Annotated in this window: 15 protein-coding genes and 1 pseudogene; 4 read left to right on the top strand and 12 right to left on the bottom strand. The window is 59.8% G+C overall.

Going from position 1 to position 24,878, the window contains the following annotated elements; all coding sequences use genetic code 11:
• Positions 1-91: 91 nt before the first annotated feature.
• From KI235_RS16205 to KI235_RS16180, 6 genes and pseudogenes are all read right to left on the bottom strand, one after another.
• Entirely contained in the window at positions 92-2,086 is a 1,995-nt protein-coding gene (locus KI235_RS16205; protein ID WP_013693434.1) for a methyl-accepting chemotaxis protein, read from the bottom strand.
• Positions 2,087-2,195: 109 nt separating this feature from the next.
• Entirely contained in the window at positions 2,196-3,140 is a 945-nt protein-coding gene (locus tag KI235_RS16200) for a GNAT family N-acetyltransferase (protein ID WP_003202142.1), read from the bottom strand.
• Positions 3,137-4,411 (bottom strand): AMP-binding protein, encoded by a 1,275-nt coding sequence (locus KI235_RS16195; RefSeq protein WP_028236836.1) that lies wholly within the window; start codon positions 4,409-4,411, stop codon positions 3,137-3,139. The genes KI235_RS16200 and KI235_RS16195 overlap by 4 nt, the downstream gene beginning before the upstream one ends.
• 48 nt (positions 4,412-4,459) lie before the next feature.
• Positions 4,460-6,874 (bottom strand): acyl-CoA reductase, encoded by a 2,415-nt coding sequence (locus tag KI235_RS16190; RefSeq protein WP_028236837.1) that lies wholly within the window; start codon positions 6,872-6,874, stop codon positions 4,460-4,462.
• Between the two features lies 1 nt (position 6,875).
• On the bottom strand, positions 6,876-8,003 hold the full coding sequence (locus tag KI235_RS16185; RefSeq protein WP_039012069.1) for an acyl-protein synthase: 1,128 nt from the start codon (positions 8,001-8,003) through the stop codon (positions 6,876-6,878).
• Positions 8,004-8,028: 25 nt separating this feature from the next.
• A pseudogene (locus tag KI235_RS16180) lies at positions 8,029-9,263 on the bottom strand (MFS transporter).
• A 330-nt stretch (positions 9,264-9,593) separates the two neighbouring features.
• On the opposite strand from KI235_RS16180, the gene KI235_RS16175 reads away from it, so the two are divergent.
• Positions 9,594-9,782 carry a hypothetical protein gene (locus KI235_RS16175; protein WP_003202135.1) on the top strand — a complete coding sequence of 63 codons (189 nt, stop codon included), beginning with the start codon at positions 9,594-9,596 and terminating at the stop codon, positions 9,780-9,782.
• A 9-nt stretch (positions 9,783-9,791) separates the two neighbouring features.
• Here the strand turns inward: KI235_RS16175 and KI235_RS16170 are convergent, their stop codons facing one another.
• Together KI235_RS16170 and KI235_RS16165 are read right to left on the bottom strand one after the other, a co-directional pair.
• Entirely contained in the window at positions 9,792-10,172 is a 381-nt protein-coding gene (locus KI235_RS16170; protein ID WP_003202132.1) for a hypothetical protein, read from the bottom strand.
• Positions 10,173-10,286: 114 nt separating this feature from the next.
• Positions 10,287-10,451 carry a hypothetical protein gene (locus KI235_RS16165; RefSeq protein ID WP_155252611.1) on the bottom strand — a complete coding sequence of 55 codons (165 nt, stop codon included), beginning with the start codon at positions 10,449-10,451 and terminating at the stop codon, positions 10,287-10,289.
• Between the two features lie 17 nt (positions 10,452-10,468).
• Here KI235_RS16165 and KI235_RS16160 point away from each other — a divergent pair, with 17 nt between their 5' ends.
• Complete coding sequence (locus KI235_RS16160; RefSeq protein ID WP_212795157.1) at positions 10,469-12,817, top strand: acylase; 2,349 nt, start codon at positions 10,469-10,471, stop codon at positions 12,815-12,817.
• 1,751 nt (positions 12,818-14,568) lie between these two features.
• Here KI235_RS16160 and KI235_RS16155 read toward each other — a convergent pair.
• Entirely contained in the window at positions 14,569-15,570 is a 1,002-nt protein-coding gene (locus KI235_RS16155; RefSeq protein ID WP_013693427.1) for a FecR family protein, read from the bottom strand.
• Between the two features lie 157 nt (positions 15,571-15,727).
• On the bottom strand, positions 15,728-20,560 hold the full coding sequence (locus tag KI235_RS16150; RefSeq protein ID WP_212795156.1) for a DUF6543 domain-containing protein: 4,833 nt from the start codon (positions 20,558-20,560) through the stop codon (positions 15,728-15,730).
• A gap of 234 nt (positions 20,561-20,794) precedes the next feature.
• On the opposite strand from KI235_RS16150, the gene KI235_RS16145 reads away from it, so the two are divergent.
• Positions 20,795-21,826 (top strand): Ldh family oxidoreductase, encoded by a 1,032-nt coding sequence (locus tag KI235_RS16145; RefSeq protein ID WP_003202125.1) that lies wholly within the window; start codon positions 20,795-20,797, stop codon positions 21,824-21,826.
• A 100-nt stretch (positions 21,827-21,926) separates the two neighbouring features.
• Entirely contained in the window at positions 21,927-22,640 is a 714-nt protein-coding gene (locus tag KI235_RS16140; protein ID WP_003202123.1) for a GntR family transcriptional regulator, read from the top strand.
• Positions 22,641-22,788: 148 nt separating this feature from the next.
• Here the strand turns inward: KI235_RS16140 and KI235_RS16135 are convergent, their stop codons facing one another.
• Positions 22,789-23,739 (bottom strand): PDR/VanB family oxidoreductase, encoded by a 951-nt coding sequence (locus tag KI235_RS16135; RefSeq protein WP_003202122.1) that lies wholly within the window; start codon positions 23,737-23,739, stop codon positions 22,789-22,791.
• Entirely contained in the window at positions 23,736-24,821 is a 1,086-nt protein-coding gene (locus tag KI235_RS16130; RefSeq protein WP_028236844.1) for an aromatic ring-hydroxylating dioxygenase subunit alpha, read from the bottom strand. The genes KI235_RS16135 and KI235_RS16130 overlap by 4 nt, the downstream gene beginning before the upstream one ends.
• Positions 24,822-24,878: the final 57 nt, after the last annotated feature.

Raw genomic sequence — 24,878 nt, 5'->3', positions numbered from 1 at the left:
CAGGTCTGATGGGTGTACGACCGGGGGAGCCAGGCCGGCTGTCAGGCCGCCATCGCGAGCAAGCCCGCTCCCACAGGAGAATGGAGACGCCTCAGCGCACCTTGAACCGCCCCATGATCGCATTCACACGCGTGTTGGCCTCCAGCAGTTGCCGGGTATTGGCCTCGCTGGCCAGGCCGCCCTCCACCAACTCCTCCACCATGTGACGGATTTGCACCATGCTGCGATTGATCTCCTCGGTCACCGCGCTCTGTTGCTCGGCGGCGGTGGCGATCTGGGTGCTCAGGCTGTTGATCTGACTGACGGAGCCGGCCATTTCGTCCAGGCCCGAGTTGACTCGAGAGGTGGCATCGGCGGCTGACTGGCAACTGGCCTGGGTATTTTCCATGGCTGCGACCGACGAACTCACGCCTTGGGTCAGGCGGGCCAGCATTTCGTTGATTTCCGATGTGCTGGCCTGGGTGCGGGCAGCGAGGGCGCGTACTTCGTCGGCCACCACGGCAAAACCACGGCCTTGCTCACCGGCCCGGGCGGCTTCAATGGCCGCGTTGAGGGCCAGCAGATTGGTCTGCCCGGCGATGGCGCCGATGACGCCGAGGATCTCGGTGATGCGCTGGGCATCCTGTTGCATGCTTTCGACCTTGCGGGTGGCGCTGGCCACTTCATCGATCAGAGCCACCACACTGTTGGACGCCTCACCAACCACCACGCGGGAGCGATCGGCATGCTCATTGGCGCGTTGGGTGAACGCCGCGGTCTCGGCCGCGTTTTGCGCGACGCTTTCAGCCGTGGAGCTCATCTGGGTAATGGCAGTCACGGTCTGGTCGGTTTCCGAGGCGTGGCGCATCAGGATTTCGCTGGTGTGGGCCGAGGTCCGCTGCAGATCGCCCAGGCTCGACGCCATGGCGCCCGTGGCCTGGGTGACTTCGCCGATCATGCTTTGCAGGTAAGCGATGAAGCGGTTGACCGAATGGCCGATCGCTCCCAGCTCGTCCTCGGCCCGGATGGTGATGCGTCGGGTCAGGTCGGCATCGCCAGTGGACAAGGCGTCGATGTTGCCTTTGAGGACCTTCATGCGGTGGGTCAACTGACGGATAGCGTAAAGCTGTATCAACACCAGCAGGATCACCATCGGGATCTGCAGCAGGCTAAGCGTGTTCAGTACATCGTCGCGCTGGGCCGTGATCAGGCGGGTTGGCAAGGCGGTCGCCAGGAACCACGGCGAACCTTCGATAGGGCGCATGAAGAACGTGCTGGCCTCGCCCTTGTTGTCGAACTCGACCCGTTGCAGGGGCTGGTCGCGCTTGGCCAGGCCCGCCTTGACCTGGGTGGCGAATGGCGAGGTGGTCGCCAGTTCGCTGATGTTCTTCAGTACGATCGGCCCACTGATGCGCGAACTGTTGCTGATGATTTTGCCGTCGCCCTCGACGATCAGCATCTCGGCGCCCAGGTCGGCTTCCTTGCGCGCTACCAGGTCATTGAAGAAGCCCAGGGTCACGTCAATGGTGGAAACACCGTAAGGCACGCCGTTTTTCTGGATGGCCATGGCGCAGTTGGTGCGTGGTTCGGCGCTGGCGTCATCTTTATAGGCCGCGGCCCAGGCACATTTGCCAGGAGGGGTGGCCATGCCGCCTTTGTGCCAGGGTTGTTCGTAATAGTTGGGCGCGGCGTCACTGTTCCAGAAGGTATTGACCGCCAGCTTGCCGGACGCGTCGCGGTGCCAGAACGTGCTGAATTTGTTGCGCCCCTCGGCCCGCTGGTTGGGCAACGGCCAGATCCCGCCGCCGAAGACTTTCAGCTCGCCATACTGATCCACCAGCCCCGGCAACACTTTGTCGATGGCATCGCTGTCGAGCAGCGGGATGGTCTGGGTGATGCTGCGTTGCTGGGCCTGGACTTTGTTCAGTTCGCCCTGGATCTGCTCGGCGACCTCGGCAATGCGGTTCAGCGCCACTTGCTCCTCGGTGTGACGCAATTTCGGTGCGACCAAGTAGCTGATGCCGACAACGGTCAGGATAGATAACACCAGGATGAACAGAACCAGGAACAGCGTGTAGCGGGCCTGAATGGTGCGCAGTGATGGCATGTTGGTGTGTTCCTTGCGCGAGGGCGACGTTCAGAAACAGTTGGGATGGGCGTACCAAGTTGTATCGGCGTCCATGCCGATAGCTTGAGCGAAGCGGGGGGACGTCGCGTCAGGCGGCCGAGCTGGCTTGCGTGTCTTTCGAGGCTTGGGCGTGGACCTGCCATTCATCGTGGAGACGTTGCATGAAGGCGGACTCCAGATTGAGCTTGCGCGGCTGTGACACACGGTGGAACAACGCCTGCCAACCTTGCGCAGTGTCGCAGGGCATTATTCCTGTGAAGAAGAAACCAGCGGTGCGCAGCAGGTGGTAGTCAGTGCAAAAGTGCCGACCGAGTCCGAGTCGGATTGAAAGCGGCCAATGGGCTGGCAGCTGTCGCAGCTGCCCGACGAGGCCGACATCCATGCGTTCGGCAAAGATGTCGACTCGTCCGGGCAAATGATTTATCCGTAACGGTTGAATCCCCGGTGGTGTGTCGTCGTGGAGGGTCCCGAACTGCGAAGCCAGTGGAGTCATTAGCCATTGGCAGGGTGCGGGCCACTGGACAGGCGGCAGCGGTCGAAAGTCCCCACCGATGGCCTGACAGCCGATCACGATGGTTTCGGCCTGGTCCGTGGCGAACGGCGAGGGTACGAAGTCGGGCAGTAGGCCGACATCATGAAAACCAAGCCGTTGGGACAGTCGTTGGCTGTAGGGATGGCTCGTAACCTGTTTGATCGACAGCCTGGCAAGCCCGAGCGCCTGACAACGGTCCAGGAGTTGCTGTCCCAGCCGCGTGGCAATCTGTCCGCCCTGCGAGTCGGGATCCACCGCCACCAGCGCCAGCTCGGCATCTTGGGTCGCCAACTGTTGGCGGCACAGCGCAGCATGACCGACCACGCGGTCGTCGATCATGGCGACCAACGAGTGCCACCGCCCCTGCAGATTATGTTGGCAGATCATCTGCGGCATGTAGACGTCCGGCGAGACGTAGTGATCGCCATAGACTCGGCGGAACAGCTCGCAGGTGTCGGCACTGTCCGACGGCCTGAACGGCCTGATGACCAAGTGGCTCATCCGATGCTCCTTGCTGGCAGCGCACCGTAGACCCGACGATCAATGATCGACAGATGCTTGCCGGAGCGGGGATGACGTTCCAGGTCCTGCGCAGCACAAGCCTGGACACTCAGGTCGAGTTTATCGATTCCTGGATATTGCTCGATCAAGGCGTCCTTCAGCGCTCGCGAGTGTGTTTGGTCAGCGTCAGCCTGTGCATCGGGCAGCCACTTGAGTAGCAGGTGATCATTATCCTGGACGTGCTCGATAATCAACTGCCATTGAAGATTGCCGCCCACGCGCCGGACGATGCCGCTGATTTCTTCAGGGAATAGCGACAACACGCCAACCCGTACTCGACGGCTTTGTGCGCTGCGCCCTTGAAGGGCGAACTTGCGCTGTGGCGTACCGACAGGTTCGCACCAACTGGCCCGGTCTCCCACCGGGTACCTGACGATGGGCATCAGGGTCCGGGTGAAATTGGTCACCACCAGGTTTCCGGTTTGACCGCAGGCATCGATGACCTCACCGCTCAGGTCGTCGATAATCTCCACCCGTGTCTGTTCGTCGAACACGCGATGCTCGCCCAAGTCGCAATCGGCTGTGCTGGCGCCTACCAGGCCGGCATCCACGCTGGCGTATCCGATCGACGCAAAGCGTGCCCGCGGAAATGCCCGCTTCAAGGTCGGCATCTGGCTTTCGAACAGGTTCTCGCCGCCAAACAGGACGGTGGTGATCTGTGGCAGCGTTCGCCCCTGTCCATTGACATGGCTGGCGAATGCCAACAAGTGGGCAGGCACGCCGACCAGCACATTGATGCGGTGGTCGGCGATGGCCTCGGCCAAGGGATCAAGTTTTACCGACCCGGTGAAGGGAAACTCGGTGATAGGTACATTCAAGCTGCAAAGGGCGCCGTGAATAAACAGGAAACTGGCGTACAGGTCTCCGGAAAAAAACAGATTGGCGATTCGATCCCCTGCAACCAGCTGGGCTGACAGGCTGCGACCGAAGCAGTCGAGCATCATCTGCCATTCAGCGTGGGTGTACACCGACATTTTGCCTTGGCTGGTCGTGCCGCCGGTTTTGAAAACCAGCGCATCCCTGACTTTATCGGTCAGTACTCGCCAGGTATCCAGGTCATGGCTGCCTTTCCAGTATTCATTTACATCGACAATCGGCCATTGTCCGAAGTCGCATCCCTGGACGGGCAAGTGGCTTAGCTGAGTGTTATAGAACGCTGAGTGCGTGCGGATATGGTTGAACCATTGCTCATAGGCTAATGAAGCGCTCATCAGGATTTTCTCAAGGCTTGAAGGTTTGCTTATCGAAAATGGGCGAGATCAACTGGCCAGGATTCGACGGTCAATCACCAGCGGGACTTTGCCGCTGTGTTTATTACGTTCGAAGTGCTCCACCGGACAGCAATGGACTTCCAGGACCAGCAGCGTGGCATCGACGGATAGGCGCAGCGGTGCTAGCTCCAGCACTTGGCGTCGAACCGTTTCGGCGTCGCCATCGGTGCGAATCAGCAAGCGTTCACAGCCGCCACTCCCATGGTCGAGCACGATTTGAATGGCTGCTTGCGCCCGTTCGGCCAGTTCCTGGGTATTGATGAGCTCCGTGGCGATGCGTACCAGGCGACCGTGGCGCTCGCGTAACTCGAATCTCGGCGACTCCAGGCCACAAGCGCAGGGGCCGGGTAACCAGCGTCCCAGATCGCCGACTTCATATCGCAGGAGGGGGCGCGCCTGGCGTATGCGAGAGGTGAACAGCATGCGTCCGGTTTCCCCGGGAGCGACCGGCTTATCCTGTTCAAGATGGACGATTTCCAAGGACTGAATGCCGTCCATGAGGTGGAACACGCCATTGTCGCTGGCGATGCAGGCATGACCGAGGGGGCCTGCGTCGACGGTGCCGTAGATGGCTGAGCAAATGCGTGCGACGCCACACTGCTGCAATAACCTGTGGCTGTCTTGCCCAAGGTGCTCGCCACCCAGCATGACTTTGCGGACGCCGCCGTACGCTTGCAGCACCGGCTGCTGGCTGGAGAACAGGCGATGCAAGGTACTCGGCATGCCGACCACCGTGTTGATTCGCTGATCGACAATCAGCTTCGCAATCTCGTCGAAGGTGTCATCCGATGGTGCGCTCATGGGGTAATGCACGACCTTCATCTGTTCCAGGATTTTCGTGAAACTGAGGAATCCGCCGTACAGGCTGCCGCCATAAAAAAGATTGATGACCCGATCCTGCGCAGGGTCCAGGCCCGCCGCGCGCAGTCCGTCGGCGGCGGCGCGCATGTGGTGTTCGAAATCCCGGTAACTGTAGGGGGACAGCACGGGGGCGCCGCTGCTGCCGCCGGAGCGGAAGAACAGTTGCGCTTGAGGGGCCGCAGGCAAGGCCATGAACGCGGTCTTGTCCAGGATCGGCGTCGAGGGGCAAAGCGATAACGCGCCAGGGGAAGCATCCAGCGTCACGCGGTGACTGGCAACTTCCGCTTCGAGGCCGACCGATACCCGGCGACTCAATCGTTGTAACGCATAGACGCCATCGTGGGGCTCACCGTCATAGCCCTGCTGGATCTGCGCGGTGGAGGTCACGCGAGTTACGCCGGCGGTTATCAGGCGGCGCGCCAGTGCGGGTACTCGTTCCGGTTCGCAGATGAGGGCACAGCTCTGCAGCACATTGCGCCATGGCAGTAAAGTTTCAGCGAGCATTCCTTCAGGCACTGGCCGTAGCAACAGCGTGCGAAACAGTGGTGAAGGTTGGAGTTCGCGGTGATGTTCCCAGAGGATGCGCCAGCCGTTACCTGCCCAGACCTGACCGGTTTGACCTGCGAAACTGTAATCCAGGCGGGCCAGTGCCGTTCGGGTGGTGATTTCACATGCTTCGGCCGCGGTGGTTTCCAGGGCGGGCCAGTGTCCGGCGCGCCGTTCGAAAGCAGCGGCCAGAGCGTCGCCCAATGCTTGTATCCGGGCAGGCTCGTCGTTGTCCACCAGCAGCCATTGCGGGCTGGAGCATGCCTGCTGATCGAGGCGGCAGATTTCGTCCACCAGGTTGTCCAGCGCCTGCGCGCTTGCCGCAAGAGGCGTGATATAGGCGAAGCTGATGCGATGTCCCCAATCAATCCAGCGACAGCCACTTGGAACCTGTTCGCGTAACGCTGTCAGGGCTGTTTCGCCGCCCCAGGCGCTGATGCCCTGTGCCAGCGCGAAAAGGCGACCGGTTTCGTGGGAGGGCACGGGCAATACAGCCAAGTAGTCGCGCAACCGGCCACTTGAGTCGCACCCCAGGAACGCAGCCAGCAGCCGCGCCGTGAGGTCGCCGTCACGAGTACTGGGGCGCAGCCAGTTCACGTTACCCGCCAACAGGCCTTCAAGCGCCGCGCAGAATCCCAACAAGGGTGAGTTGCCCGGCGTCACATGCACCACAAGCCCCAGGGGCTGCCAACTTTCGAACGGGCCATCGCCGTAATCGATCCGCCGCAACGAGCGTGGGGCCGAACCCAGTTCCCGCTCAAGCTTGAGGCCCAGGTGGGTGCGGCCACAGAAGGCAATCAGCGCCTGACGCTGTTCCTCGTCGAGCATTGGGTTTTGGTCGGACATCTGCAGCATTTGTACGAACGCGTCTGCGCAATCGAGCACCTCTTCGATGCGGGGCGGGCAGTCCAGGAGGGCGGGCAGTTGCGCCTGCAGGCGTTCAAGTGCTGCATCGAGCGTCAATTCGGCGCTCAGTTGACCGTTGATGAGATACATATCAGTTTTCCTTGATCAATTCGGCGGCGGCCATGGCGCAGCTTCGGCTGGCACTGGTGCCGGCGCGCCCGTGCAATTCGAACCACTCGGTTGGCAGACCGCACTCGCAATCGGCCGGATGCAGCGTCGCCAGGTCGCTCATCACCACGGCGTGCGCCGGACTGGATGAGATGTAGGGCGAGACGAACGACAGCAACCCTGGCTCGCCCAGCGGCTGGACACTGAAGTCCTTGGGGTGGCGCACGAAGATTTTCGAGTAGACCGGTACGTGGAACCGATGCTGTTCACATTCGATGTAAGGCACCGCGTGCTCGACCGCGCCGTAGCCGTCGCGGCACCGATGGGCCTCGATGCCCAACTGCCGGGTGATGCGTGCGTAGACCTGATGGCGAGGGATTTCCTGGGCAGCCTGCTTCTTCCAACCGCCCCCCAGGAAGACGAGTGATCCTTGGGCAAGCTTCAGGTCCTGTACAGCGGTTTGCTGCATGCGTTCAAGTACGTGCCATAACAATGCCGGAAAACCGAAGATCCGCACCGGCAGGCCTTCTTCGGCGAAGGATTGCAGGGCGCTGATCACGCCGAACACATCGAATTCATGACCTTTTCCGGTGCGACGCAAGGCGTAGGCAACGCGATTGGCCGGCGCGAAGCGACACAGGAATTGATCGGTGTATGCCGTGCCGAGTTGGTTGGCCGCTTCGGGCTCGTGGCTGAAGAGAAGATAATTGCAGGGCGAATCAGGCGTGGACCAGCCGTAGTGTTCGAAGATTTTCGCCACCATGCCTTGGGCCGCCATCATGCTGCGCTCGTCATAGCGCATACGACTTTTCTGGCCGCTGGTGCCGGAGGAGGTGAGTTCGAGTGCGTTTTCAGCGGTAGGGCTGAGCAGCAATCTTTGCTTGAAATAGCTGGCGTAGATGGGCGGCAGTCGCGCCCAGTCAGTCAGATGCTCCAAGTCATTGATGCATAACCCGTTGGCGTTGAGCCAATGTTCATAACCGGGCGTGTGCTGACAATGAAACCGGCTGATTTCAGCCATGGCTTTATCGAACAGTCCCGGCGGCACCGAATCGTAGCCATAGGGCTGGGGCAATGCGCACAGCGCATCGGCATGGGGAAAGTGAGTCATCAGGTAGTCCTCAGGGCAGGCAAATTCAGACGTGAGCGGCGGGTTGTGCCGAAAACAGGCGCAATGCAATCAAGCAACCGAGGCCGGCGATGCCGACCATCAACGCGAAGGATTCCAGGCTCGCCCCGGCGCCCAGCAGCGCCAGCAGCGAGCTCGCCGCGCTCATCACCGCGATCGAAATCATTCCGACCATGGCCGAGACCAGCCCTTTACTGTCGTCGCTGGTGAACAGCGCCAGTCGGTAAAGCGCGGCGTTGCCCATGCCGAGCCCGATCGCGTACAGCGACAGGGCACTGACCAGTACGGCAAGCGATAGATCGAATTGACTGGCAACGACCAAAGCGATCAGGCCGGTACAGAAGGGCAGCAGGCTGTAGCCGACCACCCGACGCACGCCGACTCGCTCCACCAGGGCGTTGAGCATCAGATTGCCGAGGATGACTGCCGAGAAAACCGGAATCTGCCAGATACCGTAGAGCAATGGAGAAAGGCCCTGGCCCTGGATCAACAGCAGCGGAGACAGGCCGATCCAGGCAATCAGCGGCAGGCTCATCAACCCTAGCGCGATGCTGGCCGACATGAACCCCACATGGCCCAGTAGCGCGCCGTATCGCCGGACCAGCGAACGCATGTCGAGTGGTTGGGTAGTCGGAGTGTTATCGGGGAGTCGAGCCGCGTCGCTATTTCTCGGCATGAACCACCACAAGGCTAGCCAGCTCAACATCCCGAGGCCGGTCAGCAACATGAACAGCTCACGCCAGGACAGCCATTGCAGCAGCATCCCCCAGCCAACGGTCCCAAAAGGGGCGAGAGAAGGGCCAGGTTGCCCAACAACGCCATGACTTTCACCGCAGTAGACTCGCAAAAGACCTCTTGAATGGCCGGATAGCTGACCGCGATCACAAAACCCAACCCCATCCCCTGGATCAAGCGCAGCCCATTGAAACCTTGCATGCTGGTGACCTGGGTGATCGCCGCGCAAGCCAGCACGAATCCGGCGCACCCGACCAGCATGAATGGGCGCCGTCCATGGCGATCCGACAGTGGGCCGATCAGCCATGGCAACAGGATGCCGCCCAACAGGTACAAGTTGAATGCGTAGGGAATTTGATCGGCGGATGCATCCAGATCCCGGGTCACCATGAGCATGGCGGGCATGACCAGGTCGCTGGCCATATAGGTAAGGAGTTCAAAAACGGCGATTGCCAGGCAGAAGCCTGCCAGGCGAGTGGACGAAAAAATGATCGGCTGATTTTGCATGGGTTTCCAACGCTGGCTTTCGGAAAGAAGAAATCACTTCTTTTTCGAGATTACGTTGGTGACGTCCACGGTCGTAAGGCGACTTCCCCTGTATGAGCGAGGGAAAACGGAACTTTTTTTGTAGGATGAATCCTTCAGAAGGTATTTACGGCGGCTGCTTAATAATCCGGTGCCCGATGAAAGCAGGTCATCAGTGCCTACGACTACAGTCGCGCGAAAATGCGCGAGGGCTGTACCATAGGGTCCTGCTTGCATCGCGCAACGAAAAAGGTGAAGCAGTGCCGAGATGCAAATGCGATGCAGAGGGGAATCACTTCAGGAAGCTGGCAAATGACTCATTCGCAACGTTTGAAATACTCGATTCTGATCGTCCTCGTCGTCCTGGCAATCATGCTTGGACTGTCGTGGATGCAGGGCAAGGGCATGATCAGCGAGCAGCTGTTTCAATACATCGCCATTGCCGTGGCGGTCATCGTGGTGGTGATCAACGGCGTGATGCGGCGCAAGGTCAAGTCCTGAGCGACGGCTTCAATCCTCGGCCTGGAGCACGGCCATCGCACTGGGGTGCAGGCAGTAGCTTTTATCCGGATTGAGGGTGACGACGCCCTCGCTGCACAGGCGCTTTAAAACCTCGCGCACGCTGAGAAAGGACAATGGAATGTCCAGCCCCAACAACTGGCTGTGCACCCCGCGCACGCCCAGGCTGCGGTTTTCGTGGGCGGCCTTGAGCAGCGCGTCGATGACTTTGAGACGAATCAGGCTGGTCCTGAGCCCGAAGCTCTTGAGCAAGCGCCTGATGTGGTCATTGCCGCCTCGTTCCGCCGGCCTGTCGAATACACGGTGGGGGGCGTTCAGCGAGACGCCGGTCGCCCTTGGCTTGCCCTCCATGGGCAGTTGCGCGTTACGCATGCAAAAACTCCTTACCAGCCTGATCAGAAAAGGTCACGGATACTCTCCTGTAATAGGACGAACGAGGACGCACAATCATGAGGGCCGTTATGTGAAAAAAATGCCCTTGCTGCGTCAAACCCTCGCTTTCAAAAGGCCGCCAGCCATTAATTTTTTTTCATCCGGTTCGTTTTCAAGGTAGGCACATTCCGGTTCAGCACGCGGCATGTGATTTCCCAGGCGGGCCGAGTGTTTGTCTTCTGTCGCACCGGTAGCCGTCCTGGTTTCTGAAGTTTTCATCAGGAGTGAACGTGAGAATGTCCGGGCAGTTATCGAGGGTTGGCCTCGCAGGCGCTTTTCTGGGGATCGCCCTCGGGCTCAGCCCCGTGGTCAATGCGCAGGACGATGGGCAGCAGGCCAGTGCCGAGATCCGTCGCACCCGTTTTGGCGTACCGCATATCCGGGCGCAGGATGAACGTGGGCTGGGTTATGGCATCGGCTACGCCTACGCCCAGGACAACCTGTGCCTGCTGGCCAATGAGATCGTCACGGTCAACGCCCAGCGCTCGCGCTATTTCGGGCCGGAGCAGGTCACGCTCGAGCAGCGGGAGAACCGCGTCAGCGATCTGTTCTTCAGTTGGCTCAACACGCCACAAGCGGTTTCCGGTTTCTGGCAGGCCCAGACGCCCCAGGTGCAACAACTGGTCGAAGGCTACGTGGCGGGTTACAACCGTGCGCTGGTCGAACGCAAGGCCAAAGGCCTGCCCGAACAATGTGCCAGCGAATGGGTACGGCCGATCACGGTGCTGGACCTGGTCAAGTTGACCCGCCGGCTGTTGGTGGAAGGGGGCGTCGGCCAGTTCGCCGAGGCCCTGGCCGGCGCGCAACCGCCCCAGGCGACCGCACTCGCGGGCACCCCGGTCACCGGTTTCGCGGCCGCCGCAACCCGGCAGCAGCGTTTTGCCCTGGAGCGCGGCAGCAATGCGTTGGCCATCGGCAGCGAGCGCTCGTTCAATGGCCGTGGGATGTTGCTGGCGAACCCGCATTTTCCGTGGGTAGGCGGCATGCGTTTCTACCAGATGCACCTGACCATTCCCGGCAAGCTGGACGTCATGGGCGCGGCGCTGCCAGGTCTGCCGATGATCAACATCGGTTTCAGCCAGCACCTGGCCTGGACCCACACCGTCGACAGCTCGAAACACTTCACCCTGTACCGCCTGCAACTCGATCCGAAGGACCCGACCCGCTATCTGCTCGACGGCAAGTCTGTGCCGATGAGCCAGCAAACGGTCGCGGTAGACGTCAAGCAACCTGACGGCCGGGTGCAGACGGTCTCCCGAGTGGTCTATGGCTCACAGTTCGGCCCGATCGTGCAATGGCCTGGCCGGCTGGACTGGGATAACCGGTTCGCCTACAGCCTGCGGGACGCGAACCTGGAAAACGATCGCGTGCTGGCCCAGTGGTACGCCATGAACAAGGCGGTCACGCTCAAGGATCTGCAGGACGCCGTCCATAAGATTCAGGGCATTCCCTGGGTCAATACCCTGGCGGTGGACGACCAGGGGCAAAGCCTTTACATGAACGTGTCGGTGGTGCCGAACGTCGACGCCGACAAACTGGCCCGGTGCAGCGATCCCCGGGCCGGGCTGCGACTGATCGTGCTGGATGGCTCTCGCAGCGAGTGTGCCTGGGGCATCGATTCCAAAGCCGTGCAAAAAGGCACCTATGCCGCCGACAGGCTTCCGCAGTTGCTGCGCCGTGATTATGTGCAGAACTCCAACGATTCGGCCTGGATGGTCAACCCTGCGCAGCCGCTGTCCGGTTACTCCCCGTTGATCAGCCAGCAAGGTCAGCCGCTGGGACTGCGGGCGCGTTTTGCACTGGACCGGATGGGCCAGTTGGCCAAGAACGGGCCGGTGAAGGTGGAGGATTTGCAGCGCATGGTCATGGACGACCAGGTTTATCTGGCTGACCAGGTGATGCCGGACCTGCTCGGCGTGTGCGCCGGTGACCTGGGGGCCGATGCTTCGGCATTGGTCGAGGCTTGTGCCAGCCTCGAGGCCTGGGATCGCAAGGCCGGCCTGAATAGCGGCCTGGGGTTCGTGCATTTCCAGCACATCATGGACCGGTTGCAGGCGGTACCTGATTCATGGCGCGTCGCCTTCGATCCCAAAGATCCGCAACACACCCCGCGTGGCCTGGCGGTCGAGCGGCCGGCAGTACTCAAGGCCGTGCGCGATGCCATGCTGGCTTCGGTGGAGGCGGTGAAGGTCGCCGGGTTGTCGAAGAACAGCCAATGGCAAGACGTCCAGGTGGCCAGCAGCGGCAGCCGCCAGACACCGATTCACGGCGGTCCCGGGGAGCTGGGCATCTACAACGCGATCCAGAGTGTGCCCGGGGCGAACGGCAAGTGGGAAGTGGTCAGCGGGACCAGCTATCTGCAAGTGGTGACGTTTGACGGCGAAGGTCCGCAGGCCCTGGGATTGTTGGCATTCTCCCTCTCCAGCGACCCGGCATCGCCGTATTCGACGGACCAGACCCAGGCCTTTTCGCAGAAGCAGTGGAGTGTGCTGCCATTCACTGAACAGCAGATCAAGGCCGATCCGCACTATCAGGCGCTGATTATCCGCGAGCGTGATGAGACGGGCAGGGTGGCGACGCAATAGCCGCTTGTGTGCGGTCACATTCAAACTGGATGTAGACTGATCCACCGCCTTCGCGAGCAAGCCCGCTCCCACAGGGGATTTTTGTTGGCTGGGCAATCGCAGGCTGGCACCGATCCAAACTGTGGGAGCAAAGCTTGCTCGCGATGACGGCGGCAGATTCAACATCGAGGCAAGCTGTCCCTCCGCTATCGCGAGCAAGCTTTGCTCCCACAGGGGATTTGTGTTGGCCGGGAAATCGCAGGCTGGCACCGATCCAAACTGTGGGAGCAAAGCTTGCTCGCGATGACGGAGGCATGTTCAACATCAAGGCAGACTGACCCACCGCTATCGCGAGCAAGCTTTGCTCCCACAGGGGATTTGTGTTGGCCGGGAAATCGCAGGCTGGCACCGATCAAAATTGTGGGAGCAAAGCTTGCTCGCGATGACGGAGGCATGTTCAACATCAAGGCAGACTGACCCACCGCTATCGCGAGCAAGCTTTGCTCCCACAGGGGATTTGTGTTGGCCGGGAAATCGCAGGCTGGCACCGATCAAAATTGTGGGAGCAAAGCTTGCTCGCGATGACGGCGGCAGATTCAACATCGAGGCAAGCTGTCCCTCTGCTATCGCGAGCAAGCTTTGCTCCCACAGGGGATTTGTGTTGGCCGGGAAATCGCAGGCTGGCACCGATCAAAATTGTGGGAGCAAAGCTTGCTCGCGATGACGGCGGCATGTTCAACATCAAGGCAGACTGACCCACCGCTATCGCGAGCAAGCTTTGCTCCCACAGGGGATTTGTGTTGGCCGGGAAATCGCAGGCTGGCACCGATCCAAACTGTGGGAGCAAAGCTTGCTTGCGATGACGGCGGCAGATTCAACATCGAGGCAAGCTGTCCCACCGCTATCGCGAGCAAGCTTTGCTCCCACAGGGGATTTGTGTTGGCCGGGAAATCGCAGGCTGGCACCGATCAAAATTGTGGGAGCAAAGCTTGCTCGCGATGACGGCGGCAGATTCAACATCGAGGCAAGCTGTCCCTCTGCTATCGCGAGCAAGCTTTGCTCCCACAGGGGATTTTTGTTGGCCGGGAAATCGCAGGCTGGCACCGATCAAAATTGTGGGAGCAAAGCTTGCTCGCGATGACGGCGGCATGTTCAACATCAAGGCAGACTGACCCACCGCTATCGCGAGCAAGCTTTGCTCCCACAGGGGATTTGTGTTGGCCGGGAAATCGCAGGCTGGCACCGATCCAAACTGTGGGAGCAAAGCTTGCTTGCGATGACGGCGGCAGATTCAACATCGAGGCAAGCTGTCCCTCCGCTATCGCGAGCAAGCTTTGCTCCCACAGGGGATTTGTGTTGGCCGGGAGATCGCAGGCTGGCACCGATCCAAACTGTGGGAGCAAAGCTTGCTCGCGATGACGGCGGCAGATTCAACATCGAGGCAAGCTGTCCCTCTGCTATCGTGAGCAAGCTTTGCTCCCACAGGGGATTTTTGTTGGCCGGGAAATCGCAGGCTGGCACTGATCCAAATTGTGGGAGCGAGCCTGCTCGCGATGACGGCGGCAGATTCAACATCGTGGCAAGCTGTCCCTCTGCTATCGCGAGCAAGCTTTGCTCCCACAGGGGATTTGTGTTGGCCGGGAAATCGCAGGCTGGCACCGATCCAAATTGTGGGAGCAAAGCTTGCTCGCGATGACGGAGGCATGTTCAACATCAAAGCAGACTGACCCACCGCTATCGCGAGCAAGCTTTGCTCCCACAGAGAAAAGCTTTCAGTTCGTGGCCGGTCGTTGCCCGATGGAGTTGAGGACCGGGTTGCCGTCCTTGTTCCGGGTCAGATAGACCGGCAGGACTTTGGGCAGCGAAGGCACCAGGTTCTGCACTTCGCTGATGTTGTAGACACCACCGATACGCAAGCCACCGGTGCTGTTGTCGGCCAGCATGACGGGCCGGTCGAGGTAGCGGTTGATCAGCGGCAGTGCATCGCTCAGGGCGAGGTTATCCAACACCAGCTTGCCGTTGCGCCACGCCAGCGAACTGTCGTTGGGGTCTGTCTCACGAACTTGCGGTTGCTGGTCGCCGGCCTTGTAGCTTGCCTGCATGCCCGGGGAAAGCGGCAGGCCGTCACGGGGGTTCGCCTGGTTGCTGGTCACCCTCACCGAGCCCTCCAGTAGCGTGATCCGGACCTGGTCCTGGTACATCCATACGTTGAAGCGAGTACCGGTCACGCGCACCTGGCCTTGGCCGGCCCGAACGACAAACGGGTGCTGTTTGTCGTGGCTGACGTCAAAAAACGCCTCACCCTTTTTCAGCGTCACCCTGCGTTCGTTTTTGTAGTTGGCAAATACCAGCTCACTGCCCAGGTTGAGTTCGACCTGACTGCCGTCACCCAGGGTGACATGGCGTACGCTTGCGCCGGCTTCGAAGCGCTGGTAGGAATTGGCAACCCAGCCCAGGTTCCAACCGGTGTAAGCGGCCAGCGGCATGCCGACTACGAACACCGCAGCGGCGACCGCCAACCGACTCCAGCGCGACCGGCTGCGGCGTGCTGGGGCGGCTGGCGCCGACTCGACGCGCGGCAGATGATCGGCAACAGCCCAGATCTCCAGCATGGCTTCGTATTCGAAAGCATGCAGGGGATCGGCATCGTGCCATTGCTTGAACGCCTGCCGTTCGGCATCGGTGCAATCGACGGCATGCAAACGCATGCACCAATGGGCAGCGGCATCGGTAATGGCGTCGTATTCGGCTTCCGAGAGGGGATGTTCGGTCATTGACTCTTCCTGGTTTGCCGCATTCTAACCTTCGGCATGAGCTGCCGAGAACAGCCGTCATGGCGTTTACGCATCAATGAGCCTTTTTTTCTCAAACATTCGTCGTGGCCTACCGTCGCATACATTGCGTGAAAAAAAGATCAACCACTCAAACCCTTCACGGCACGGCAATTTGCCGTGATGGAGTGGAGTCGAGTTGGCGTCCCAATTCACAAATCAAGAGCGTGAGCGAGTCGGCGTTGCGAAGTATGACGTCGATGCGCTTGTCCGGCAAAATCGGATCGAGAAAATCATCACGAGCGTTATCCATGGTTCTGGCGCCGGTTATCTTCAGGATTTCCCGGGTGGTTTGCCGGTATCCAGGCAACAGCTCCAGCTTCTTGTAGGTGTTATCCGTGCTGTCCCATTGCGTGAACAGTTTTGACTTTGGCGTGGTCAATGAAAGCCCGTTGAGTTGCAGGTCCTTTTGCTTGTCGTATTGCAACTTTCCGGCGTAAGTCACTGTTGAAATCAAATCGAGAAATGGCAGTGCGGCGTCCAGGTAGATGATGTCGAACGTATTGAACAACTGATGGGAAATTTCGTGAATGAAGGTCGCTCCCTGGGCATGTGCATCGACATTGAAGAACTCGGGTACGACGGCCTTGTACCAGTCCAAGCCCATGTCGAAAAAAAACTGCGTGATATAGATTCTTCCGACGGCTGCCGGCTCGAGTACGAAGGCGGTTGCTCGATCTTCCAGGTGCTTGAGGTTGCCGATCACGATGCGGTCGGCATTCTGGAGCGCCCAGGATGGATCGGCCAACGCCCGGCATATAGGCGAGATCGCCGCCTCTATCTTGCCGATAAGACGGGCATCGACGCTGTTGACCCCAAAAAACAATCTCAGGAAATTATCCAGCCGAGAGCCCACAAGTGGTTGTCGCTTGAATTGATCAAAGTTGTGAAGGGCGTTGAATGAATAGAACCTCGCGGTCTCCAGTGCCTGCATAATTGCATTTGCACGATACGGATATTTCCTGCGTATCTCAGCCATGCCCTTTGCTTCGATATTCAGTGAACCCTTGGCCTTGAAGTCGCTGTAGGTGACGGCCATCTTCGAGCCGGCTTTACCGAAGCGTATGGTCTGGCGTTGTGGATCGAGTGCCCATGTCCGGCCGTCAGGCGACTTTCTCAATAACGGCCCCTCTGCGTGTTCATGCACGATTCGCCAGGTTTGGCCGGCTTTCGCTACTTGGAAGACTTTGCCGGCGAGGGGGATGTACAGCCTGCCGTTTTCCAGTGCCTTGTAGGTTCCGTCGATCAGGTCCAGTTGCAGGTCCGACAGGCTGATGCCCATGGCCTCGAAAACGCTCAAGTCGGTTCGGATCTGGGCGGTGGAAGCGATGTCCTTCCAGCGATTGGCCAACGTAGCGCCTTGGGAGAGAGGTTCAACGGGATCGAGCAGGCCGAATGTGTCTTCGCGATTCATCAGGCCCAGCGACACCATCTCCGCGGCGCCAGCGATAAAGTCGTGCAGGCCTGTTCTCCAGTCATGTTGCTGCAAGGCTTCGGCTGAAGCCTTGAAGTCCTGGTAGCTTTCCCAAAGCGTTTCGATAAAAGTCAGTTTGCCCGACAACTGTCCCCCGACCAACTTGATGCCGGAGCTGAGCAGGTGCAGGACCGTTCCCCAGTCAAACTGTCGATTTTCATTGGTTTGCGCGGTCAGCATGTCCGATAACAATGCTGCGTTGTCGTCGAACAATGTGTCGAGCAGGTTGGTCTGGATAGGGTTCGAGGCCAGGGTGATTTCCGATCGCTGCCCGAGCGTGGCGGCGAACAGGTGCCTGAATGTGGACTGCTGGTGCTCGGGAAGCCGGCGAATCAGCAGGTCCTGAAGTATCCCTGGCGTATTGAATGCGGCAATGACGCTCTTTTCATCCTTGAATTCGGTGAAGTGATCCCCCTCATGGTAGGGCGAATACAGGACTTGAGGACTTGTCGCATCGACGCTCGAACCGATCAAGTAGAGCCCCTGCACTTTGACCGGCACGGCACCGTCGGTCTTGATCAACTCCAGCGGGCGAATAAACGCGTTGGCACCGTCAACGGCTTTGCGAGCGACGGCATCGGGCATGTCCACCACCTGACGGATCAAATCAAAGGCCAGGGGGGAAAGGTGTTGTTGCAGATAGCGTGCGTGAGCGTATTGCAGCAACTGCCAGGGCATTTGTTGGCGGAAGGCCGCTTTCCTTTGCCGGGCCTGCGCAGTGGTGCCGGACAGTTTCTGCGCCACCTGATTTTTAAAGTCGGTGGAGATATCCAACGAAGACAGCATCTGCCGGACGGTGATCTCGTTCAGGCCGTCCGGCAGTTTCTGCGTGGACGTTGAAGAAACCTTGAATCCTTCCCGGGTCACTTCGATGTGATGCATGGCGAAGTCGGTTAGCGAACTGGCCGGCCCGACGATGGCAAGGTTCGGTGTGATCTGGATGGTGTCGGGGTCAAGGTTGTTTGCGGCGAAGCGTGCGCTCAGCAGCGCTTTCAGTTTATTACGCACATAGGTGCGCAGCGGCTCGATACCGTCCAGATAGTCCTTGCCATCGACCACGCTGTTTTTATATTGCTCAAGCAACTCGACGTGCAGGCGTTGATCGTCAAGTGCCGCTGTACCGAGCCAGGCGGGGAGTTGCTGTTGCTGCTTGTTGGCCTGGGCAATGTGTGAGGCGCGCTTGAGGTTGGTGGGCGCGCCTTTGTTCAGCAATGCCTGAAGGCTTCTCGACAGTGCCTTGCCGGTCAGTTGCCAGCTCCCGGCCTTCAAGGTGCTCAGATAAGCATGCTCGGCCTCAAAGTGTTTGATGAACGAATTCATCCGATTCACCAGCACGTTGTCCTCGATCAGCTCATACGCCTGGAGTTGATAATGCCCATGAGGTTGGCGTTGTGCCGGCGTGAGATTAGCGAGCAAACCAAAGCGTTTCCGGGAGTCGAGCAGGTGTCGATTCAATTGCTGGGTGGCAACTTCAACAGACGAAAACGCCTGCAAGCCATCGGCGGGCGTCCAGAGGATTGCCATGCCCGAATAGGGGGTGTCGAGGCCTCCGCGTTCAGTTAATAAAAAGCAGTTGGCAAGGGGTAGATAAACCGTTCGACCATCTTCGCTACAAGCCAGCGTCAATGAATAGACATCCGGCCGAAAGCCCCTGACGCCTATCCGTTGTGCGCGGTCCGGGTATTCTGAATCGTAGGCAAAAACCGCTCTGATCAGGTCATTCGCAATCGACGGCAGGCTCGCGTTAAGTTCCCTGAGTTCGGCCTCGGCACGTATCCCCAAGGAAAAAACATTGGTCAGTTCAGCCAGTAATTGCTTGAGCCCATTGCGCAGCGAAACGTTGTGGGAGGTCGGCAACCGGGTAAAGAGGTTATCGAAAGCCGCTTCGACATCGGTGTAACTCTTGACCTTTCTTTGCATCTGATCAGCCATGAAGTTGGACGGGCGCAGACTTCCATGAAAAGCGGGATGAGTGCCCCAGTGTCCGGCAGTAGGCTGGTCCAACAGGCTTTTGTTGATGAAGGTGCGTATATCCAACGCCTTGTCGATGAGCGGGTGGATATCGACATCGCCCTGGCGAGACATTTCCAGTGCGTAATGAAGATTATTCTTCTGTTTTTCGATGATGGTATTCGCCAGGGACTCGGCCACTGGCAAATCCAGTGGCTTGCCCGAAAGCTGTGGCTCGTCAAACCGCAGGAAACGGTTGCGCTCTTCCAGGCTCAGCAGGCTATAGAGCGCTTCCTTTTGTGCGGTGCTTGCGGGGTTACCGAATAGCGCAGCCTTGAAACCGAGATGGTTGTCTATTTTCTGAAGACCATGCATGGGCGTGTAGAGATAGTTGCCTTTGGCGCTGATCATCATGGAGCCTGCAAGTTCTACGAAGTGCGGCTCATATTCCCAGAGGCGAATCGTTTCGATGAACAGCAGTGTCTCGTCTCGACGGGAAGGTCTGAACAGCCGGAGCAGCTCACGACTTTGTTCCTCCGTCAGTTGTCTTTTTTCCCGCTCGACCAGGATGGTTGCCCAGAGTCCATCGTGGATGACTTGGGAAAGCAGTTTGCGTCGAGACATATAGAAGTGAGTCGTCGTGTTCTCCCAAAAGGCATCGAGGCAGCCGATGAGCGTCGGAATCAGTTTCCTGGCAACGTCCTTTATGATGTTTTCCCATTGCTGCGGGCTGTAGGACGATGCAAGTGTCCCCGGATGAGTCAGATCGATGTCATGCCCGACAGGCCAGCCCTGATGATGGAAATAGCCCAGGATGGCATCGCTCAGTGGGATGCTTTCGGTCACCTGGATGGCCCTTGGATTTCCCGGGCGAGCCCCCTTGCCGAAGGCCACGCGGATCTGTCGATGATCCAGGTCCGGCAGCGCCTCGTTCAAGATCTGGTCAAGCATTGATCTCAAGGAGGGCAACTTGATCAGTTCATTCACCATGGCCAGGGCGTTGAGGCTCTGGGCGTACTCGATGGATTCGAGCTGGGTCTTGAAAACATCCTCTTCGATGAGTTGCCGGGTCAGCCTGATGTCAGTGGTGCTGTTCAGTTCGCTGCGCTGGGAAATCGACAAGAGGCGGAACAGGTCGTCGCGTTGCGCGGTGTCCCGGCGCATGTGGTCAATCTGTTCTTCGAGGGAGGCCAGGTTGTCGAACTTTTTTATGCCACCTCTTGGCGTGTAGAGAAACACCGGGTGGGTGCTGGTTTCGGCGCTGTTCGACGAGGTGCTAAGGACAAAGCAGCCGGCCAGTGCAATGGGCGATTTTTCATCGGCTTGCAACAGAATGGTTTCGGCGAACATCGGGGGTGTCTGCGCTGCGCGCTGGGTGTGGTCGGGCAGGGCGATGTGCTGCAACCAGTCGAGGTCTGCCTGCGTCAGACCGTGGGTGGCGGTCAATTCGTCCAGGCGATGGGGGGGCAATACCTCGGGAAATAAAAGTGGCGTGGTTTCAGTGAGCATCGTTGCTTCTCGATCAGGGCGCCTCAGAGCGGCGCGAACATGGAGGAAGCCGCCAGACTAGGCAACGATGAATGAGCAAAGGTGGTACATAGTTACCGCATGCTGGTTTTCGACCTGCCAGGCCGGGCAAATGCCGCGGACAAGGATTGACAGTGCGCGCCTGAAACGGTGTTTAATCACCCGGCGGGTCCCTTTACGCTGTTGCTACCTCCAACAATCATTCTGGAGCTTCAGATGTCTGCGCCATCCGATCATGCCGCTTCTTGCACCTTGTCTTTCGATGCTCTGGTGAGCTTGCTGGAGAAAATTTTCCTGCGTCATGGCACGTCGACCGAAGTCGCTCGGTGCCTGGCTGAAAACTGCGCCGGGGCCGAGCGCGACGGTGCCCACAGCCATGGGGTATTTCGCATTCCCGGTTATGTCTCGACACTCGACAGCGGTTGGGTCAACGGCAAGGCCGTGCCAGTGGTCGAGGACGTCGCGTCAGGGTTTGTCGCCGTGGACGCCGGCAACGGGTTTGCCCAGCCCGCACTGGCCGCAGCGCGTCCATTGCTGGTGGCGAAGGCCCGCAGCGCCGGCATTGCCATCCTGGCCATTCGCAACTCCCATCACTTTGCCGCCCTCTGGCCGGATGTCGAGCCGTTCGCCTATGAAGGTCTGGTGGCGTTGAGTGTGGTCAACAGCATGACGTGTGTGGTGCCCCATGGCGCGGACCGCCCATTGTTCGGCACCAATCCCATTGCCTTCGCCGCACCACGGGCTGACGGTGAGCCGATTGTTTTCGACCTCGCCACCAGCGCCATTGCCCACGGCGACGTACAGATTGCTGCACGCAAGGGCGAGTTGTTGCCGCCAGGAATGGGCGTGGACAGCCTTGGCCAGCCGACCCGCGACCCCAAGGCGATTCTCGAAGGTGGCGCGCTCCTGCCTTTTGGTGGGCACAAGGGCTCGGCGCTGTCGATGATGGTCGAATTGCTGGCGGCAGCCCTGACTGGCGGCAATTTTTCCTTCGAATTCGACTGGCACGACCACCCGGGCGCCAAGACCCCGTGGACCGGACAGTTGTTGATCGTGATCGACCCGAGCAAGACCGCCGGGCAAAACTTCGCCGAGCGCAGCCAGGAGTTGGTCAGGCAGATGCATGGCGTTGGGTTGCGGCGCTTACCGGGAGACCGTCGCCATCGCGAACGCAGCAAATCCAATGAGCATGGGATTAGCTTGGACGAGCAGACCCTGGCGCAATTGCGCGAGTTGGCAGGGATTTGAACAACCCGCTGTGGCGGCCAGCCTGGCTGCCACTGCCTTGCCGTGACACGCTGCGCCAAGCCTTCTACTATGACGGCTTCTTTTCTGTGGAATCGCCTGGATGAGTAAGCCCGGCCAAACGGTGCTGGTTGCGCTGCGCAAGATGATCGCCTCGGGCGAGTTGGCCGCTGGCGAGCGCTTGATGGAAATACCTACGGCCGAGCTGTTCGGCGTTTCGCGCATGCCGGTGCGCATGGCGTTCCGAACCCTGGAGCAGGAAGGGTTGCTGGTGCGCTTCGGCGGACGAGGTTTCCAGGTGCGTTCGGTCAGTGCCGAGCAGATCGCCGGAGCGGTGGAGGTGCGTGGCGTGCTGGAAGGCCTGGCGGCACGGCAGACAGCCGAGCACGGCTTGTCTGAAGAAGCCCGCGCGATACTCGAGCAATGCCTGGTGCAGGGCGATGAACTGTTCGCCAAGGGCTATGTGACCGAGGACGACCTGGAGGTCTATCACGACCTCAACATGCGTTTTCACCAAGTGATCGTCGAAGGCAGCCACAACCCGGCGATTGCCGATGCCCTGGCCCGCAACGATCATTTGCCATTCGCCTCAGTCACCGCCCTGGCGGTGGATCGCCAGAACATGGCCGGCGAATTTCGCCGCTTCAACTATGCCCATATGCAACACCACTCGGTGTTCGACGCCCTGATCAACCGCCAGAGCGGCCGCGCCGAGGCAATCATGCGCGAGCATGCCAACGCGACCCTGCGCTACGCCGAAGTGTTCGGCTCGACGCTGGCTGACGAGCGGATGACGGTGATCCTGCGCTCGGAGTAACCCGCCCGGTTGCAGGTAACAGCTGGATTGTCATTCACCACAAATCCCCTGTGGGAACGAGCTTGCTCGCGATAGCGGTGTGTCAGTCACCATCAATGCTGCAGAACCGACGCCATCGCGAGCAAGCTCGCTCCCACAGTGTCCGGTGTTAGAGGTCCAGTACTAAGACGGGTGTCTTGGACCTTGAGCAACATGGCGTGAACTGGTCGTTGCTGGCCTGTTCAGCCTCGGTCAGGAACATGTCCCGATGCTCCGGCACACCTTCCAGTACACGCGTCAGGCAGGTGCCACAGACACCTTGTTCGCACGAGATCGGAATCTCGATGCCGTGGCTTTCCAACACCTGCACCACACTGCGGTCCGTCGGCACGTTGAACACTTGGCCGCTGCGGGCCAGTTTGACCGAAAAGCTGCCATCGGCGCGGGTGTCGGTAGGGGCGGCGGCGAAGTATTCGCGGTGCAGGCAGGCTTCCTGCCAGCCCTGGTTCTTGGCGGTGTCGAGGACGTGTTGCATGAATCCGCCGGGGCCGCAGACGTAGAGGTGCACGTCGTCACCGGGCGCGGCCAGCACCCTGGCGGCGTCCAGCAGGGTTTCAGGTTCTTCATCGAAATGCAGGAAGACCCGGTCGGCATAAGGAGACTGGCGCAGGCGCTCGACAAAGGCCGCGCGGTCGCGGGCGCGGGCGCAGTAATGCAGCTCGAACGCTGCACCGCTCTGGGCCAGGTGCTCGGCCATGCACAGGATCGGCGTAATGCCGATGCCGCCGGCAAACAGCAGGCTGCGGCGGGCTTGCGGGGCGAGAGCGAACAGGTTGCGCGGCTCGCTGATGTGCAAGCGCATACCTGGTTGGATCAGCTCATGCAGGCTGCGCGAACCACCGCGGGATGTCGGGTCCTTGAGCACGCCGATGAGATAGCGATGCCGCTCCTCGGGGTGGTTGCACAGCGAGTACTGGCGAATCAGCCCGCCGGGCAAGTGCACATCGATATGGGCGCCGGCGGTGAAGGCCGGCAGCGGCTCACCATCGACACGCGTCAATTCGTAGCTGCAGATATCGAGGGCTTCGTTGTGTCGCGCCGCGACGTGGACTTCGATCATGGCCGTTGCTCCGCCAGCTGTGGTTGATGGCTGCTGGCGATCAACCCGGCCTGTGCTTCCCGTTCCCGTGCAATCCAGCGCTCCAGTACCCGGCGAGACTGTACGCCGCCCGCGTCGATGTTGAGCTTGAGCAGGTTGCGTTGCGGATGGTCCAGCAGGTTTCGCTGTTGGCGTTCGAGCATTTCCAGGTCTTCGCTGAAAATCTTGCCTTGGCCTTCGCGAATGGACGCGGTAAGTGCTTCATCCTGTGGTTGGAAGTGCCGGGCCATGCCCCAGAAGTACCAGATCGACGTCTCGGTTTCGGGCGTGATGAAATCCACCACGATGCTCGACGCCTTGAATTGCGGCGCGGCGTGATAACCGCCGTTGCCGGCATGGGCCACGCCGACTTCGATCAGCACATGGCTGGGCGGGGTGAAACGGCAGATCTGCCAGCGATCCACCGGTACGTCATCGGCCAGGTTGTTGCCGCGCAAGGCCATGCGCCAGAATGGCGGGGCCATGATGTTTTCCATGTGCCGGGCGGTGACCACTTCATCGCCGTCGACCGTGGTCACCGGCGGCGCCTCGTCGATTTCCTTCTGGCCGATGCTCGAGGCGTGGACGTAGGTTTCGTGGGTCAGGTCCATCAGGTTGTCGATCATCAGGCGATAGTCGCACTGGATATGGAACAGGCCGCCACCGTAGGCCCATTCATCGCTTTCGGCCCATTCCAGATGATGGATCAGCGCCGGGTCGGCCAGCGCCTGGTCACCGGGCCAGACCCAGATGAACCCATGCCGTTCCTGTACCGCAAAGGTCTTGTTGCAGGGGAAGCCTCGTACCCGTTGCCCCGGCATCTCGACAGTCTTGCCGTCGCAGCCCATCACCAAGCCGTGATAGCCGCACACAAGGTTGCCGTTTTCGACATAACCCAAGGAGAGCGGGGCGCCGCGATGGGGGCAGAAGTCTTCCACCGCCGCGACCTTGCCTTCATGCCCCCGGTAAAAAACCATCTTCTCACCACAGATCTGGCGACCCAGGGGTTTGTCGGCGATTTCATCGGGGGTGCAGGCAACGTACCAGGCATTTTTGGGGTACATGAGGGATCTCCAGGCGGATGTTGTTCTTGTCTGTGGATCCATTAACTCTCTTAACTA

Origin of the sequence: Pseudomonas sp. St386 (assembly GCF_018325865.1) — a bacterium.
In the GTDB taxonomy this organism is placed as follows: Bacteria; Pseudomonadota; Gammaproteobacteria; order Pseudomonadales; family Pseudomonadaceae; genus Aquipseudomonas; species Aquipseudomonas brassicacearum.
The sequence above is the reverse complement of the archived record's forward strand: the minus strand, read 5'-3'. Positions and strand labels throughout refer to the sequence as shown.

Excerpts from the sequence above, each read along its gene's own strand:
- KI235_RS16205 (WP_013693434.1), bottom strand. The coding sequence starts at position 2,086 with ATGCCATCACTGCGCACCATTCAGGCCCGCTACACGCTGTTCCTGGTT.
- KI235_RS16200 (WP_003202142.1), bottom strand. The coding sequence starts at position 3,140 with ATGAGCCACTTGGTCATCAGGCCGTTCAGGCCGTCGGACAGTGCCGAC.
- KI235_RS16195 (WP_028236836.1), bottom strand. The coding sequence starts at position 4,411 with ATGAGCGCTTCATTAGCCTATGAGCAATGGTTCAACCATATCCGCACG.
- KI235_RS16190 (WP_028236837.1), bottom strand. The coding sequence starts at position 6,874 with ATGTATCTCATCAACGGTCAACTGAGCGCCGAATTGACGCTCGATGCA.
- KI235_RS16185 (WP_039012069.1), bottom strand. The coding sequence starts at position 8,003 with ATGACTCACTTTCCCCATGCCGATGCGCTGTGCGCATTGCCCCAGCCC.
- KI235_RS16175 (WP_003202135.1), top strand. The coding sequence starts at position 9,594 with ATGACTCATTCGCAACGTTTGAAATACTCGATTCTGATCGTCCTCGTC.
- KI235_RS16170 (WP_003202132.1), bottom strand. The coding sequence starts at position 10,172 with ATGCGTAACGCGCAACTGCCCATGGAGGGCAAGCCAAGGGCGACCGGC.
- KI235_RS16165 (WP_155252611.1), bottom strand. The coding sequence starts at position 10,451 with ATGAAAACTTCAGAAACCAGGACGGCTACCGGTGCGACAGAAGACAAA.
- KI235_RS16160 (WP_212795157.1), top strand. The coding sequence starts at position 10,469 with ATGTCCGGGCAGTTATCGAGGGTTGGCCTCGCAGGCGCTTTTCTGGGG.
- KI235_RS16155 (WP_013693427.1), bottom strand. The coding sequence starts at position 15,570 with ATGACCGAACATCCCCTCTCGGAAGCCGAATACGACGCCATTACCGAT.
- KI235_RS16150 (WP_212795156.1), bottom strand. The coding sequence starts at position 20,560 with ATGCTCACTGAAACCACGCCACTTTTATTTCCCGAGGTATTGCCCCCC.
- KI235_RS16145 (WP_003202125.1), top strand. The coding sequence starts at position 20,795 with ATGTCTGCGCCATCCGATCATGCCGCTTCTTGCACCTTGTCTTTCGAT.
- KI235_RS16140 (WP_003202123.1), top strand. The coding sequence starts at position 21,927 with ATGAGTAAGCCCGGCCAAACGGTGCTGGTTGCGCTGCGCAAGATGATC.
- KI235_RS16135 (WP_003202122.1), bottom strand. The coding sequence starts at position 23,739 with ATGATCGAAGTCCACGTCGCGGCGCGACACAACGAAGCCCTCGATATC.
- KI235_RS16130 (WP_028236844.1), bottom strand. The coding sequence starts at position 24,821 with ATGTACCCCAAAAATGCCTGGTACGTTGCCTGCACCCCCGATGAAATC.